Origin of the sequence: Methanosphaerula subterraneus (genome assembly GCF_052055875.1) — an archaeon.
GTDB classification, from domain to species: Archaea; Halobacteriota; Methanomicrobia; order Methanomicrobiales; family Methanospirillaceae; genus Methanosphaerula; species Methanosphaerula subterraneus.
Window position 1 is genome coordinate 862,760 of sequence record NZ_CP170508.1, and the last position, 14,665, is coordinate 877,424.

Annotated in this window: 15 protein-coding genes; 3 read left to right on the plus strand and 12 right to left on the minus strand. The window is 53.9% G+C overall.

Annotated features, from left to right (window positions below):
- Positions 1–27: 27 nt before the first annotated feature.
- Complete coding sequence (locus ACFKSJ_RS03970) at positions 28–819, minus strand: winged helix-turn-helix transcriptional regulator (RefSeq protein ID WP_440950966.1); 792 nt, start codon at positions 817–819, stop codon at positions 28–30.
- 722 nt (positions 820–1,541) lie between these two features.
- Between ACFKSJ_RS03970 and ACFKSJ_RS03975 the strand changes: the two genes are divergently transcribed.
- Positions 1,542–1,844, plus strand: coding sequence for a two-CW domain-containing protein (locus ACFKSJ_RS03975; RefSeq protein WP_440950967.1), 303 nt, complete (start codon positions 1,542–1,544; stop codon positions 1,842–1,844).
- A gap of 36 nt (positions 1,845–1,880) precedes the next feature.
- Here ACFKSJ_RS03975 and ACFKSJ_RS03980 read toward each other — a convergent pair whose 3' ends face one another.
- Both ACFKSJ_RS03980 and ACFKSJ_RS03985 read right to left on the minus strand, forming a co-directional pair.
- A complete protein-coding gene (locus tag ACFKSJ_RS03980) occupies positions 1,881–2,246 on the minus strand; it encodes a response regulator (RefSeq protein WP_440950968.1) in 366 nt (121 codons plus the stop codon).
- Positions 2,247–2,930: 684 nt separating this feature from the next.
- Complete coding sequence (locus ACFKSJ_RS03985) at positions 2,931–3,092, minus strand: hypothetical protein (protein ID WP_440950969.1); 162 nt, start codon at positions 3,090–3,092, stop codon at positions 2,931–2,933.
- 103 nt (positions 3,093–3,195) lie between these two features.
- Between ACFKSJ_RS03985 and ACFKSJ_RS03990 the strand changes: the two genes are divergently transcribed.
- Complete coding sequence (locus tag ACFKSJ_RS03990; RefSeq protein WP_440950970.1) at positions 3,196–3,498, plus strand: two-CW domain-containing protein; 303 nt, start codon at positions 3,196–3,198, stop codon at positions 3,496–3,498.
- Between the two features lie 37 nt (positions 3,499–3,535).
- On the opposite strand, the gene ACFKSJ_RS03995 is transcribed toward ACFKSJ_RS03990, so the two are convergent.
- The 3 genes from ACFKSJ_RS03995 to ACFKSJ_RS04005 all read right to left on the minus strand — a co-directional run bounded on the left by ACFKSJ_RS03995 (position 3,536) and on the right by ACFKSJ_RS04005 (position 6,479).
- A complete protein-coding gene (locus ACFKSJ_RS03995; protein WP_440950971.1) occupies positions 3,536–3,901 on the minus strand; it encodes a response regulator in 366 nt (121 codons plus the stop codon).
- A gap of 28 nt (positions 3,902–3,929) precedes the next feature.
- Positions 3,930–5,567, minus strand: a complete 1,638-nt coding sequence (locus ACFKSJ_RS04000; RefSeq protein WP_440950972.1) for a response regulator — start codon at positions 5,565–5,567, stop codon at positions 3,930–3,932.
- A gap of 717 nt (positions 5,568–6,284) precedes the next feature.
- Positions 6,285–6,479 (minus strand): winged helix-turn-helix transcriptional regulator, encoded by a 195-nt coding sequence (locus ACFKSJ_RS04005; protein ID WP_440950973.1) that lies wholly within the window; start codon positions 6,477–6,479, stop codon positions 6,285–6,287.
- Between the two features lie 469 nt (positions 6,480–6,948).
- Here ACFKSJ_RS04005 and ACFKSJ_RS04010 point away from each other — a divergent pair, with 469 nt between their 5' ends.
- Positions 6,949–8,466, plus strand: coding sequence for an ASKHA domain-containing protein (locus tag ACFKSJ_RS04010; RefSeq protein WP_440950974.1), 1,518 nt, complete (start codon positions 6,949–6,951; stop codon positions 8,464–8,466).
- A gap of 20 nt (positions 8,467–8,486) precedes the next feature.
- Here ACFKSJ_RS04010 and ACFKSJ_RS04015 read toward each other — a convergent pair whose 3' ends face one another.
- The 6 genes from ACFKSJ_RS04015 to ACFKSJ_RS04040 form a co-directional block, all read right to left on the minus strand.
- Positions 8,487–9,149, minus strand: coding sequence for a cobalamin-dependent protein (locus tag ACFKSJ_RS04015; RefSeq protein ID WP_440950975.1), 663 nt, complete (start codon positions 9,147–9,149; stop codon positions 8,487–8,489).
- Positions 9,150–9,256: 107 nt separating this feature from the next.
- Complete coding sequence (locus tag ACFKSJ_RS04020) at positions 9,257–10,324, minus strand: MtaA/CmuA family methyltransferase (protein ID WP_440950976.1); 1,068 nt, start codon at positions 10,322–10,324, stop codon at positions 9,257–9,259.
- Positions 10,321–10,962 carry a DUF1847 domain-containing protein gene (locus ACFKSJ_RS04025; protein ID WP_440950977.1) on the minus strand — a complete coding sequence of 214 codons (642 nt, stop codon included), beginning with the start codon at positions 10,960–10,962 and terminating at the stop codon, positions 10,321–10,323. The genes ACFKSJ_RS04020 and ACFKSJ_RS04025 overlap by 4 nt, the downstream gene beginning before the upstream one ends.
- A gap of 173 nt (positions 10,963–11,135) precedes the next feature.
- Positions 11,136–12,230, minus strand: a complete 1,095-nt coding sequence (locus tag ACFKSJ_RS04030) for an ABC transporter substrate-binding protein (protein WP_440950978.1) — start codon at positions 12,228–12,230, stop codon at positions 11,136–11,138.
- Between the two features lie 661 nt (positions 12,231–12,891).
- The gene (locus ACFKSJ_RS04035) at positions 12,892–13,821 is read right to left on the minus strand and encodes an ABC transporter permease (RefSeq protein ID WP_440950979.1); all 930 of its coding nucleotides are present in this window, start codon (positions 13,819–13,821) and stop codon (positions 12,892–12,894) included.
- Complete coding sequence (locus ACFKSJ_RS04040) at positions 13,818–14,636, minus strand: ABC transporter ATP-binding protein (RefSeq protein WP_440950980.1); 819 nt, start codon at positions 14,634–14,636, stop codon at positions 13,818–13,820. The genes ACFKSJ_RS04035 and ACFKSJ_RS04040 overlap by 4 nt, the downstream gene beginning before the upstream one ends.
- Positions 14,637–14,665 lie beyond the last annotated feature (29 nt).

The following is a 14,665-nucleotide window of genomic DNA, read 5'->3' on the forward strand; positions in this document are numbered from 1 at the left end:
GTGGGGGATGGACCCGTCAGGATCCTTTCAGGCCGCAGTGCAGGGAGTGACAGCGACCTGCTGCATCGTCGCGCATCCTTCATCAGTCAGGTGGTACCGGGTGTTCCTCCCGACATGCTCAGCCGTCACGATTCCATCATCGAGGAGACGGCGTATATGCCAGCGGACGGTCGGAGCCGAGCACGCAACCTGAGCGGCGATCACCGATTGTGTGATCCCGGGGTTCGACCGGATGAGGGCGAGGATCGCGCAAGCCGTAGGGCTTCGGAGGTGGAGGAGGACACGCTGTTCGATCGCTCCGTACCGCCCGCTATTCTCAAAGTACCGGGTTGTTCCGCGCTCCCGCATGACCGTGATCTTGTGGAGGGATTCGAGCAGGTCGAGATGGTACCGGAGTGTCTGTCGGTTCATTACGACCATCTGGGATATCGCAGCCAGGTCGATCCCGGGGTTCGAGACGATAGCATTGTAGATCGCGGCCCGCCCGGGATGTTCGAGAAGGTTCTTCCGATAGATCCGGCGCTGCCCGGCGAGGCGGTCCTCCTCTGTTCCGCGAGGACCTCGGAAAGTCTCTCGCTGATCCCCGATAGCGGCACAGGAGTTCGGCATCGGACAGGAACGATGCGCAGAAGACGGAGCGGCCTGGGCCGAATCCCCGAGCCCTTCGCACGAACCCATTGTAGAACTCATCCCGGCCCCAGTTGAGCACGGGAGGCGGAGGGCCCCTGATGAGACGCAGATGAGCGATACAGGAGACGCTGCAACAGCCAGACAGAGCGTGATTACTATCCAGGCAATCCCTTTGGTAGCCGGCATCATCAGATACTCAGAGGATACTTGATATATGATCTCTTATCGCGGCAGATGTTGCCGTGGAATGCTCTGGGCACAGACCCCTTCCATTTCCACCTTTTCAGAGGAAAGGGATGCAACGGGGTGGTGCAACTGGGTCGGTCAGTGATGAAAATCAGAAGGTTTCAATAATTGAGTTCTCACATCGCGTTTTGTTCCATTCGATCAGGGACCGACAAGCCGGTACAAATCTTTCGGAACGACAATCTCAAATCTCGCTCCTGCCCCGGGTGTACCTGTTTCCCTGATCTCGATGCAGGTGATCGATAAGATCTCCAGGACAAGGAAGAGTCCGAGTCTGGTATTTTTCCCATGCCTGGGATCTCACACCGTCATCCTCCCAGATGATAGCCAGTCCATCTGCCTGCCATCATGGACCGAGGATGAACCACGTCGCTCTGGATCCAGTATCTCAACGATTGGCGTATCCAGAGATAAGGACTTCAAATCGGGCAAAAATTGCATGATGAAGATACAATTTGGGCAAGAACGACAGAGGGAATAATACAGACCATTTGTCATTATTGTGGCGCGTTGATCATCTATCCACTCAGTCAAAGAGCGCTCCTCAAAAATTCTGCACATTCTACTGCGGACGGGAACACCGTCATTTTGGCAGAAAAAACATTTTTTACAAAAGGTCTGCAGATATATCACTATGAATCGTCATCCCATTGCAGGGGGATTATATGACTCATGAAAACTGCTGGGAATTCAAAGAGTGCGGGCGTGAACCTGGAGGAGAGAACGTATCAGAACTCGGGATCTGCCCTGCATCGACTGAAACATTAACCGATGGGATGAACCACGGTAAGAATGGTGGTCGAGCCTGCTGGGCGATCAGCGGTACGATGTGCGAGGGGAGGGTGCAGGGGACCCTGGCCGCTAAGATCGGCACCTGTCTCAACTGCGAGTTCTACCAGCGGGTGCAGCGAGAGGAAAAACCCCGGTTTGAAACGTCAGCAAAGATACTGGAACGTCTGAACAAGTAAAAACCGGCATCTAAAAAGAATAAGAACGATCTCAGGTTATCTGGCAGCAAGCTCAATCGCTGCCATGAGATCCCTGTCATCGAAGGGTTTTACCAGGTATCCTTTCGGATTGGTAAGTTTCGCCCGTGCAATCGTCCCTTTTTCCATTTCTGCAGTCAGGTAGATGACGGGGATATCAAAACTCTTCGTTATGATAGCCGCGGTTTCGATACCGTCCATCGCCCCCTGCAGGTTGATGTCCATGAGGACGATATCAGGGCGCTGCCCAGAGATGAATTCGATTGCATCCTTTCCGTTGACAGCCCGGCCTGTGAATTCATATCCCAATTTCCGGACTCTCCATTCGGTAGTCTTTGCAAGCACATCATCATCTTCAACAAGGTAAATTTTCTGTTGTGTCATTTTTCTTCTCTCATTATCCAAAATGGGCTCACTCGCGCACGGATGGAGAGCAGTACGGTTCCCCCATCCCTCTGTATCCGCCGTTCAATCTCCGGTTCAATGGCGGCAGTCCGTTTCAGACCGGTATCCAGTATTGACGGAGACGCACGGGCGAGGGAGATGACGTGAGATCCAGGTGTACGTATGAATGCGAAGGCTACCTGTTATCGATCCAGGCAGTTCATTCATGCCGGCTGCACCAACCTGCCCGGGGAAGCACTGCAGGGTAAAATTCTGGTATTCTCCCAGACAGGGAATGATCGGCTGGATTATTTATCCAACCATTCCTTCCGTTCAATCTCTGCCCGTGTCATCAAAATTCCGATTCGGCCGTGGCGGTTGTCACCACTGTGAACTGGAATGGATGCGGTTGAAATGTGCTGACGCAGGTCTTCTGGTAATATAATTGAGGTCATACGGGGTTCCTTCCGGGCTTACTCTCTGCCCGGACAATTGAGTAGTCATCGTCGATCTATGGGGTATTGATTGCGAACACATTTGACTACACATCGTGGACCTCCGGATGATTCTGATATTCATTTACCAGTTCCATGCAAATCACCCCTTCCCCAGCAGATCTTTTTAGACCCATTTTCTGGATGCTGTGGATTGAGGATGAATCACGTTGTTTGGAATATAGTATCTTCAATATTGGTGATACCCAGAGATAAAAACTTCAAAACAGGCAAAAATTGCTTGTTGAAGAGACGACGAGAGCAGGAGGGCACCTTCGAAGAATTCTGGTTTCCTCTCAAATCCTCTTCCCCTTGCAGGGGAACCGGATACTGGATCTTCGACGATAGACACAAATTTCGCCGCAATCTAAATCCCTATAAAATAAAAGAACAACCGTACAAAAGTCCTGCAGAATTGTCAATCTGAACCGGTATCCCAGTGCAGGAGGAATGTTATGACTCATCTAAACTGTTGGGAATTCAAAAAATGCGGGCGAGAACCCGGAGGAGAGAACGCATCAGAACTGGGGATCTGCCCTGCATCGACTGAAACGCTTACTGATGGGGTGAACCACGGAAAGAATGGCGGTCGAGCCTGCTGGGCGATCAGCGGTACGATGTGTGGTGGGAAGGTGCAGGGAACGTTTGCCACAAAGGTCGGCACCTGCCTCAACTGCGAGTTTTACCAGCAAGTACAGTGGGAAGAAAAACCCCGGTTTGAAACATCATCAAAGATACTGGCACGTCTGAACAAGTGAAAAATCGGTATCTAAAAAGAATAAGAACGATCTCAGGTTATCTGGCAGCAAGCTCAATCGCTGCCATGAGATCCTTGTCATCGAATGGTTTTACCAGGTATCCTTTCGGATTGGTAAGTTTCGCCCGTGCAATCGTCTCTTTGTCCATTTCTGCGGTCAGGTAGATGACAGGGATATCAAAACTCTTCGTTATGATAGCCGCGGTTTCGATACCGTCCATCCCCCCCTGCAGGTTGATATCCATGAGGACGAGATCAGGGCGGTGTCCGGATATGAATTCGATTGCATCCTTTCCGCTGACTGCCCGGCCAGTGAACGCATATCCCAGCTTCCGGACCCTCCATTCGGTGGTCTTTGCAATCACATCATCATCTTCGACAAGGTAAATTCCAGGCTGTGTCATAGTTGATTCTCTCATCGTCCCGAAGGGTTCACTCGTGCACGGGTGAAGAGCAGGGAGCGCAATGCGGCTCCTTCCTCCCCACTGCCCTGTACCCATCCCGTGGGACGAGCATATCGAACCGGGCGCCATGCCCATAACACCCGGTTTCGGTGATCGAGATGCCGGTTATGGCAAGGATCTCCCGAACCAGGAATAATCCCTGCCCGGTATTTTTCCCGTACCCCTGCTCAAAGATCCGTTCTTTCACGTCATCCGGCACACCTGCTCCGTCATCTTCACAGGAGAGGACAAGACCAGTTCCCGATACCCGGGAGTGGAACCTGATGACAGTTGTACCCTCCCCGTATCTGATGGCATTGTCCATGAGGTTGTAGAAGACTTTTTCGAGGAGAGGATCTGCATACACCTCCACCTCCCCGAGATCGAGATCAAGCCGGATTCCAAACTTATCGAGACATTGTTCCCCGGCCCGGCCGGCAATTTCAGTTACATTCTGCCATTGCGGGGCGTTGACTCCGATATCCTGGTATTCCCGGGTAAAGGCGATCTGCTGCTGTATCTTCAGAGTTGATTCTTTGATCTCACCCAGGAGTTCCACGACCTCTTTTTCCCGGACTATATCCAGTGTCATCTCCTCAAGGCCGATAAGCCCGGCCACCGTGTTGAGGATGTCATGGCGGATGATGTTGTTGAGGAGATTCAGTTTCCGGTTGGTTGACCGGAGGGTGTCGCTCATCTGTTTGAGTTCAGTTATATCCTGCTCACGCTCCATGAGTTCAAGCGCAATTGAGAGATTATCCGTCAGTTCAAGAAGAAGCTGCACCTCCTCCTCATCAAAGAACCTCGGCTCGCGGGCATGGAATGTCATGGCTCCGATAACCTGTTCTCCCGAACGAAGGGGAAATGCAGCACTCGAACCAAACCCATATGCGAGCAATGCATCTCTCCAATCCAGAAGTCGTGGATCGTCACGGTTATCAGCAGCGATATTGTACAACCCTTTCCGAAATGCGATACTCGTTGGAGGTGCATCAACAGGGAGGGCATCGCCAGGTTCAGCCGGGGGAAGCAGAGGATTTCCGGTTATACTGTAGTGGGCGATAGGAGTGATCGTTCGGGTCTGGGGATCGAGAAGTCCTGCCCATACCATCAGAAACCCCCCTTCATGTACTGCGATCCGGCATGCTTCCGCGAGCAGAGCATCCCGATCCCGCAGACCAGTTGCCGCCTCATTGGTCCTGGAGAGGACCGCATATAAGCGGGCGAGATGCTGGATCCGCTCCTCCGATCGGCGGCTCTGAACTGCAAGACGGAGTTTGTGGGACAGTTCGGCAAACTGGGACTTTGCTTCACCGCCCTTCTGGAGGTAGAAATCCACACCATTGTTCAGGGCTTCGACCACGACATCCTCCCGTCCCCTCCCGGTAAAGATGACAAACGGGAGTTTCGGGTAATCGGCCCGAACCTGTTTGAGGAACTGGATGCCATTCATCTCAGGCATGTCAAAATCCGAGAGGACTGCGTGATAAGATATCTGTTTCAACCGAAGGAGTGCTTCTGGTGCTGACGAGCAGGTTTCAACAGAAAAATTTCCGATTCTTTCGAGGAACAACTTCCCTATCTCCAGCAGCGCCGGGTCGTCATCTACATAGAGTACCGATATCATCTTTTACCGTTCCGGCGTGGGTTTTCCGATTGATGTAATGGAAGAATGGAGATTAAGGGAATTTAGTTCAAATACTTCTGTTCTCCGGTCAAATATCCATTTCGCTTTGTGCCCATCGGGTGGGAGGGTGTCCAGGCTGCACAATGACATGAGCGCTGACAGTACGTTTGTCCGGGGTTTTCTTTATGCAGATCTCCCATCTCTTCCCACTCATCGTTCCCAGACTCGTCACTTTTCTGGTGGAGAACTTCTTCGATTCAATAATCCTTCTCATGAGAGGTATCCGGTTTTCGGTCATACGATCCCGCTGATCCGGAAGATCCTGGAGTGACAGTAATCCAGTAGTTTTCGGATGGGACGGAGCCAGCATGGGTAGTCCGCATGCTGCCCCACAGGAAAAGAACAGCGACCGGTGAGCACATGGCGCCCGGGGCTGCCGGCTCCGTGGAGGCACGGCATGGTTGGTCCCCTGGCCTGATCATGACAACAAGAAAAGGAAGTCTTCCCGGAGGGGACTGCCGGCCGGATCTATTCTCTCATCAGATTGCCACGAATCGAAAGATCACATGATCCTTGAGAAGCACATCTGTTCTGAAAGAAAATGGGCTGTGGTATCACAGACCATATTCATAAGAGAGATGAGGGGAGGGTGCCGGCATCAATTCCGCATCTGAATATTAGGAATGTGCATGCCAGTAGGACGCATGTGGGGCCGCATCATACGGCAACCACCTCCCTCTGTTGCTGCTGGTTCAGGCTGTACAGGCTCTGCCGGGCGTCGATGAAATAATAGCGCTCGACTAGGAATTGCTCTTCCTTTAACCTGTTCAATGCGTACCGCACGGTTCTGGATGGCAGCGAGGTCTCGCGGATGAGATCCTTCTGCGTCAGTTGTCCGCCCGATTCCAACACTTTGTATACGAGCTTTGCCGATGGCGGCAGATGCCCGATCTGTGCGATTGTTGAGTTATTCTCGTTTGCGTTTACAACAAAAACGATCCCTCATAGTGGAATCACCATACTACCATTGAAGTTCACAATTGTTAACTTTTTCTGTTCGTCGGGGCTGGACTGGATCGGATTTCTTACCCCAAATATCGACAAATTTTCTCTCTTCCTGGATTTTAATTATGATATCTGGATATTTCGAGCAGTCACCGCTCCAGTCACCATTATGCTCAGGAGTCATATAAAAAATCATTATCATCCCTCCCGCGCATCTTCAATCCCTTCTGACACCGATGGCATGAAAAGGCGAGTCGGTGCCACCGGAAGTATGTCAGGGAATGGATTCTCGATCAGGGACGATATGTTCCCGGCAAAACCTGCCGATATTGAGATGATATTAAGGTCAGTCACACAGATCTTTCGGGATTAGTCTATGCCAGTTACAGGTATTGCCCTTGATATCGGAACGAGCGGGATACGGGCACTTGCGATTGATCGTGAAGCTGGAGATGCTATCGCCTCTGCGGCGACATCATGGCACCCCCTTCCCGGCACCAACCTGATCGATCATCTTCTCTTCTCGGCAACCTTCGGTCAGGACCTCGCCCGGCGCATCATGATCAGGACGATCAATGGTCTGGTTGAGATCCTCTGTGATCCTCACAGCATCGAATCGATGGCCATCTGCGGGAATACCGGGCAGATCTCCCTGGTTATGGGAGCAGAAATCCGGGACCTTCTTATGAGTCCGGCATCCCTCGGGCAGAAAGGGATCCGGATTCCTGACAGGTCTGCACGGAGCATTGATGCCCGAACACTCGGGCTCGAAGTCTCCTGCGATCTCCATGTCCCGCCGGCAATCCGGGCTGAAGTCGGTGCCGATGCCCTCGCACTGATCCATAAGTCCGGGATGATCGGGAAAAATTCAGTGATGGCTGTCGATCTCGGCACCAATGCGGAGATGGCGCTCTCTGCCGGCGGGAAGATCTATGTCGGGTCGGCAGCGGCAGGACCTGCCATAGAGGGACAGCACATCCGGCACGGGATGCTCGCCGCACCCGGTGCAATTGCCGGCATCGCGTACGACTGGGGCTGGACACTCCAGGTACTCGACGACACCCTGCACCCGGCAGAAGGCGACACAATCGATCTCGGCCCGGGAACGGTCCGTAGAAAAGGACAGGTGCAAGCCAGGGGGATCACTGGAACCGGCGTGATATCGCTCGTATCGGCGGGTCTTGGGAAAGGGATAATCACACCCTCGAATATTCGTGCACCTGGTGGAAACCTGGTACTGCAGGATGGAATCTCTTTTTCAGAAGAGGATCTTGTTGAAGCGGGAAAAGCATTCGGGGCGATCCGTGCCGGGCAGATGACACTCGCCGAAACTGCCGGGACATCAATTGACACGATCCATACCTGTCATCTTGCAGGTACCGCCGGGTCGTTTGTCGACCCGCTCCGGGCACGGGACGTGGAGATCGTTCCCCCGTCGGCGGGTACGATCGTCCGGCACGGCAATACGTCCCTTGAGATGGCTGCTGACCTGGCTGCCGGTACAGAACGGCTGGAGACACTCCAGAGGATCGCCGATGAAGCAGAACATGTTGCCTTCTCAGGGAGCAGGATCTTTTCCGATCTCTTCATTCATGAGCTCGCATACTGGTGTGAAGGCGCACCCCGTTTCCGGAAGACAAAACCATGGCCGGATCCTGCTGTTCACCAGAAACCCCCCCAATGGATACCAGAGACCACGACGTTTACCTTCCCGCAGTACCGTGTCCCGGTTCCTGACTGGACGGAAAACAGCGCCCGTATCCTGAAGGTCTGCCCGCATCACGCACTGAAAGCCGGAGATGCCGGCATCGAGGTTGACCTGCGGTTGTGCAGGGGGACATCATGCCTCCGCTGCCAGCGGAGCGGGCTCGCATTTGACCAGCCGGACGAATAAAAAAAAAGAGTTATCGGAGGTTATGCAATTGTCAGATCGTCAAGGATCTTCACGACCTCGCCGGGATCTTTTGCATACAGGATATTCTCCCGCTGCCCGGCAAATGCCCGGTCACAGGCACCTCCACCGATGATGAACGGAATGGAGATCGCTGCTGCCGCGAGCTGGTCGGCAGTGGAGAGAAAGCCGTCCCGGGTCGAGGTCATCAGGGATGACCCCAGCACCCCGACGGGGTTGTTCTGACGGATCGCCTCGAACACCTGCGTGGAATCCACGGATGTGCCGAGGTCGACGACCCGGTACCCGTTCGCCTCGACGATCGCACCGACAATATTCTTTCCGATATCGTGCAGGTCGCCGTCAGCGGTATGGAGCAGCACCACGCCTTTTCGCCCGATGGAGTCACGGGAACTGCCGGATGCATCGAGGCCGGCCCGCAATGCCCGGGCAGAGAGGATGACCTCCGGCACAAATGCCTGCCGGCGGGTGTAGAGAATGGATATCGCATCCATTCCTTTCAGGAGCCCATTCAGCGCAACTGACAGGGGATCAATTCCATCCCGGACTGCGATCGCAGCGAGCTTCTCTGCTGCTGTCACATCTCCTGTTGCGACTGCGTGGGCGATGGAGTGATACGGTTCTCCTTCTGGAAGAAGGGTAGCCAGTTCCAGTTTTTCCTGCACAGCCGGTTGCTCCTGTTCCACAGTTTTTTCGCTGTTGAGAAGTTTCAACCCCAGGGCCGGGTCATTCCGGATTCTCTCTCCGATGAGGAAACCCAGCGTGAACGGCTTCACTGGTTCACCCCCGCAGCAAATCCCCGGGAAAATTCCCGCAGGATCTCCTCCGGTTCCCGAGGCACCCGATAGTGTTCCGGCGCCCGGGCCAGTGCACGAATATTCTCAAGCGGGGTGAGCGGCGGCAGGGTGCAGCCCGATGAGAGCACATCCACCCCGCCCTGCATCGCCAGGAGCGCATCTGCAGTCACTTTCTCAGGGCTGCCCTGAAGCATCGTGCCGACAGGTGCGACATTTCCTACGAGCGAGATGTTGTCCCCGAGGATCTTTTTCGCAGTCAGCACATCGATCTTCTCCTCAAACGAGTAGGCATCGAACCCGGACGTCTTGATATGCTCCAGGAGACCAGACGAATTCCCGCAGATATGGAGGACGGAAGGCCGCCGGGCTGCCGATGCCACCCGTTTGTGGTAGGGGAGTACAAACTCGCGGTACTGGTCCCCGCTCAGGAGATCTCCTGATGCAGTCGGGTCGGAGATGCTGATGATGTCCGCCCCGTGATCTTCGAAGGCTGTGATCAGGGCTTTCGTCACCAGGCTGGCTGACTCCACAGCCTGATGAGCATAGGCAGGATTTGTCTTGATCCACGAGATGAATTCGCTCACCCCGTAGATATGACCTGCTATGGTGAATCCCCCGGTGATCTTGGCATTGATCGGGACTTCCTCTCCCAGCCGGTCATGGAGGATCTCAAGCGCCCGCAGGACGACCGGAATCCTTCCTCTCTCAAGCAGGTTTTCAGGGAGGACAAAATCATCAGGTATCGAAAACGCCGGCTTCTTCACCGAAGGTGTCCGGTTGATGGTGCCTGGGTCGAGCTCACAGCCCAGCGCTTCCGCTTCCAGAGAGAGGCAGAACGGGACGGTTATAGCCGGAAGCCCGGCCAGTTCCCATGGCATCGCGGCGAGTTTTGCCATCAGTTCCGGGTCATGGTGAGCAGCAGGCCATGGGGCCTTTGCCTGTTCCATCATCGGAACCGTGATGCTGACGACCGGGAGCCAGACGGGTATCTGGTCTACCCGGCCCCCGAGAATTCCTGAAATAATTCTTTTTTTTGTATTCATGGTGAGATCAGCCTCTTGTAGTAAAAACTCGTTCCATGGAGGACCGCGTTCGGGTTATGGCAGGTGATCCGGTCCTTTGCCACCAGCGTGGTGACCGGAGCTCTGGAATGTTTCGTGAACAGGGTGTCGTGGCCCACACAGAGGCCGAGCAGGATGTTCAGTTCTGTCCCTGCGGCATCAAGGATCTTCGCCTGTGCGACAGGATTGCAGATCGGCTCGAATGTGCCGGGCTTGGCTTTCTCGCTGTCGAGAAGGCCGATATCTTCCTTGGGTATCGCACCGCACTTGCAGCAGATGGAGGTCACGGCAAACCCATGGGCGGTCAGGATCTCCTGGAGGATCCGGTCCTCGGCCATCAGGCCGATACAGGTCGCGATTCCCAGTTTTTTGTACCCCATCTCATGGGCAAAGTCAATCGTGTCCTCCACCCGGGTCCATTTCATATAACTCCGCCCCTCGGTTCGGGCGGCTGCGATCGCCATCTCCCGTGTCTCCGGATCCTCCAGGTACATCTCGAGAGCCTCCTGGATGGGCTCTATCTTTGTCTTGGTAGGGCAGTACGACGGGCCATTGCCGGGAGTGCTGCTCCAGCAGGCCTGTACCTTGCACTTGCTGCAATCAACAGAAATTCGTGACATGATTCAGTCATAACCCGTTGGTCAGATCTGCCTATATATGCCAAGAAAAAAGCAAGTATTGCTCTGTTATTCATATCATTGAAAACCCGCGGCAACCTTTGCCGCAAATCCGGAGATCTGAGAGGAGAGGAACAAAGAAAGTCAGAAAAAATGAGAATCTCCTGGTTTATTCTTCAGGAGTTCAGGGTCTGGTACTCTGCCTGCAGGTTCTGGAAGAACGGATCGTTCGGATTTGCCCTGGAGACATCGTCCAGCGCCTGCTTGTAGACCGTGCTGTCGATGTGTTCGCTGATATTCACCGGCGAATTGATGTAGCCGATCTGCTTGAGCATCTCGTAGGTCTTCTCAACGCCCTTGGTGTTCGGGTCCGGTGAGATGTATGAGTGCCCGTTCGTGAGCGCGGATTTTATGATACTCTTGTCGATATCCACGTATTTTGCGATGGCGTCGACTGACTCGTCAGGATTTGTCGTCTGGTACTTGTATGCATCGAGGAGTGCCCGTTCCATCCGGACATAACTGTCACGGTTGGTTGTGAGTTCCTCTGTCAGCACAGCTACCCGGCAGCAGGGGTGCTTGGGGAAGATGTCGGCGGTTAAGATTACGGTTTTTAGCCCCTGGTTCTCGGCCATCTCCATGTACGGCGTCCATACGACACCGGCATCCACTTTGCCGGCCTTGACCGCATCGAGCACTGCAGATGGTGACGCCAGTTCCTGGATCGTGACATCCTTATTCAGGTCAATCCCGGCATCCATGAGCGCAGCACGGAAATGAATATCCCCGGAAGACTGCCTGACAGTAGCCACTGTCCGGCCCTTGAAATTTTTGATATCCTTAAACTGGTCCGCCTTGTCGGCCGTGGTGATGACGCCGGCTCCCTCGCCCATCAGACCACCGATGATGGTCTCCGGTGAGCCCTTGGAGATGAAGACAAGCGGCGACGGACCGAATCCGCCGGTATCGAGCTTCTTCGCAAGGATGGCATTGGTGCCGTCGGCGCTGTTCTGGAACTGAGACAGTTCCACGTTCAGCCCTTCTTTCTCAAAGAAACCTCTCTCTTTTGCGATAAACACGAGAGCATGTCCAGTCGACGGGAGATATCCAATCTTCAGAGATTTCGCCTGATCGGTGGACGGTGTTGTTACCTGTGTTGCTGTCGACGGGCTCGTTGTGGTTTTACTTGAACCCGTGCATCCAGCGATGAGTACCCCTGCGACGACGAATAGTACGAGTGCAGCGAGTATGTACGATTGTTCTTTCTTCATAATGTTCACCAGTAATGGTTCATCGCCCATACCTCCCGGCTGTCTGTTGATGGACCAAAAGCATGCAGTTGTGATGCGAGAGCCGTATCCAATCACAGAAGCTCCCGCCGGGAACGTCGGTTCTGGTTGGCGAATTGCCGTTCAGTATTCTGATATAAAAAACATAAATACGTGGATGTGTAAGCAAAAATCCCCTGTTTTGTAGATTATCCGGAAAAATGCGGCAAAATTTGCAGTAATAGATCTATTCGACAACACGGAGTTCAAATGAGCCATCAAGGCAGGACTTCACAAAGTCCAGAAAATCCCGCATATTGTCCGACATCTCCGTGCTGAGGGAACGCGACAGGTAGATGATGATATGCGGTTTGGCAGAGGAATTTTTCCGCAGTTCGAGGTACAACTCTTTGAAAAGAAGGAGGATAGTCCTGAAATTTACCCGCCTGATGATCCGGATATGACCGACGCCCTCCGGATCTATCAGTACGCGGTAGTTACTGGTCTTCCTGAAGCAGGGATCGACGGACGCCATGGGTACATTCCATTTCGGATATCTCGGGCAGTACCAGGTGGAATTTCCCCATGGCCCCGATTCACAGTTGTGATTGGTGCATCTGTCTGACCTCCTATTTGTGGTTTCACATTCCAGCAGGATCTGCCGCTATTCCACCTGTTGCCAGCGGAGGTAATGCTGCTGGACCCGATCAAAGAGGAACATGACGACGATCACGACCAGCGCAATCAGGATCATGCCGGCGATCACTTTGTCGTAATTGGCAAACTGGTGGTGGTACTCGATGTACCACCCGAGCCCGGAGGTTGCAGCGATCATCTCGGCAACGGTGAGCGTGATGAACGACATGATCAGGGAGATCATCGCTCCCGAGAAGATGGAGGGCATCGCCCCGGGAAGGAGGATCCTCCACACCATCTGGTGCTCTGAGAGTCCGAGCGTCCGGGCTGAATTGATCAGCCGATGATCGATCGAGAACACTCCATAGACAGTCCCGACAAAGATCGGCCAGATTGAGCCGATAAAGATCAGGAAGATCGATGACGCAGAGAAGGTGGGGAGCACCACGATCGCATACGGAAGATATACCGTTGGCGGAATGGGAGAGACTGCCTTTGCAACCGGATAGGCAACCGCAAAGAGCCGTTTCCTCCACCCGATATACAGACCTGCCGGTATGGCCACAACAAGTGCGAGGAGATAGCCGGAGGTCAGGAAGAACATCGAACTCCCGATACCCCTGAGCATGATCTCCCAGTCAGCACCAAACACCGCGAAGACCTTTGCAGGGCCCGGGAAAAGGAACGGATCGAGGACTGCGAGTTTCCCGAAGAGGACCTCCCAGACCAGTAATATCACCGAAAGCAGCAGGAATATATCGGTGATTGCAGGAGCATTCTTCGGTTGCAGGTGAAGTTCTGCAAGGAACAGGATCACCAGGACTATCAGTATACCGATGAAGACACTGCTGGTGCTGACCGCCTGTGCAGAAGCATCAGGAACCGCAACAGCGAGGATCAGCGTTGCTGCAAGGAGGAGGAGGACCAGGCCCTGCTCTGTGATCAGACCGGATTTCATGCCACTACCCTGTGATCGGCGGTCTGGTTTTCGATTGCGTCGACCATATCGCAGTACAGCACGGAGAGGAGGTGCGCTTTCAGCGCCACGTATTCTGCACTGGTACTGAGGCTCTTGCGGCACCGGGGGCGGGCAAACGGAACGTCGACGATCTCCTTGATCCTTCCCGGGGAGGGGGTCATAACTGCTATCCGGTCAGATAAGAGAAGGGCCTCATCGACATCATGCGTGACGAAGAGGACGGTTTTCCTCCGCTCTCCATCTGACCAGAGGTGCAGCAGCAGGTCCTGCATGTAGATCCGGTTGAGCGAGTCGAGTGCCCCGAACGGTTCATCCATGAGGAAAACCCGCGGATTCATCGAGAACATCCTGGCTATCGAGGCCCGCTGTCTCATCCCCCCGGAGAGCGTATTCGGGTAGGCATTCCGGAACTTCCCCAATCCTACAAGATCGAGGTAATTCTGCGCCGATTCCTCAACAGTTTCCTTAGTATGGGTTCCGTTCGTATGCTCGATAGCGAAACAGATATTTTCAAAGGTGGTCATCCAGGGGAAGAGGGAGTAATCCTGGAATACCGTCCCCCTGTCAGGGCCCGGGCCGTTCACCGGTTCGTTATCGAGACGTATGGTTCCTTCCGTGGGCACTTTCAGTCCGGAGACCAGATCGATTATGGTGCTCTTGCCGCAGCCGGAAGGGCCGATAAGGGAGATGAAATCCCCTTCCTGGATATCGAGGCTGACCCCGGAGAGCGCGGTGTAACTCGAGCCGTTGGATCCATAGATCATGGAGAGATTTTCTAGATTGATTGTTGCCATACAGATCACATTCAGACAGGACCTTCCGT

Coding starts and splice junctions, on each gene's coding strand:
- ACFKSJ_RS03970 (WP_440950966.1), bottom strand. CDS start 819: ATGATGCCGGCTACCAAAGGGATTGCCTGGATAGTAATCACGCTCTGT.
- ACFKSJ_RS03975 (WP_440950967.1), top strand. CDS start 1,542: ATGACTCATGAAAACTGCTGGGAATTCAAAGAGTGCGGGCGTGAACCT.
- ACFKSJ_RS03980 (WP_440950968.1), bottom strand. CDS start 2,246: ATGACACAACAGAAAATTTACCTTGTTGAAGATGATGATGTGCTTGCA.
- ACFKSJ_RS03990 (WP_440950970.1), top strand. CDS start 3,196: ATGACTCATCTAAACTGTTGGGAATTCAAAAAATGCGGGCGAGAACCC.
- ACFKSJ_RS03995 (WP_440950971.1), bottom strand. CDS start 3,901: ATGACACAGCCTGGAATTTACCTTGTCGAAGATGATGATGTGATTGCA.
- ACFKSJ_RS04000 (WP_440950972.1), bottom strand. CDS start 5,567: ATGATATCGGTACTCTATGTAGATGACGACCCGGCGCTGCTGGAGATA.
- ACFKSJ_RS04010 (WP_440950974.1), top strand. CDS start 6,949: ATGCCAGTTACAGGTATTGCCCTTGATATCGGAACGAGCGGGATACGG.
- ACFKSJ_RS04020 (WP_440950976.1), bottom strand. CDS start 10,324: ATGAATACAAAAAAAAGAATTATTTCAGGAATTCTCGGGGGCCGGGTA.
- ACFKSJ_RS04025 (WP_440950977.1), bottom strand. CDS start 10,962: ATGTCACGAATTTCTGTTGATTGCAGCAAGTGCAAGGTACAGGCCTGC.
- ACFKSJ_RS04030 (WP_440950978.1), bottom strand. CDS start 12,230: ATGAAGAAAGAACAATCGTACATACTCGCTGCACTCGTACTATTCGTC.
- ACFKSJ_RS04035 (WP_440950979.1), bottom strand. CDS start 13,821: ATGAAATCCGGTCTGATCACAGAGCAGGGCCTGGTCCTCCTCCTCCTT.
- ACFKSJ_RS04040 (WP_440950980.1), bottom strand. CDS start 14,636: ATGGCAACAATCAATCTAGAAAATCTCTCCATGATCTATGGATCCAAC.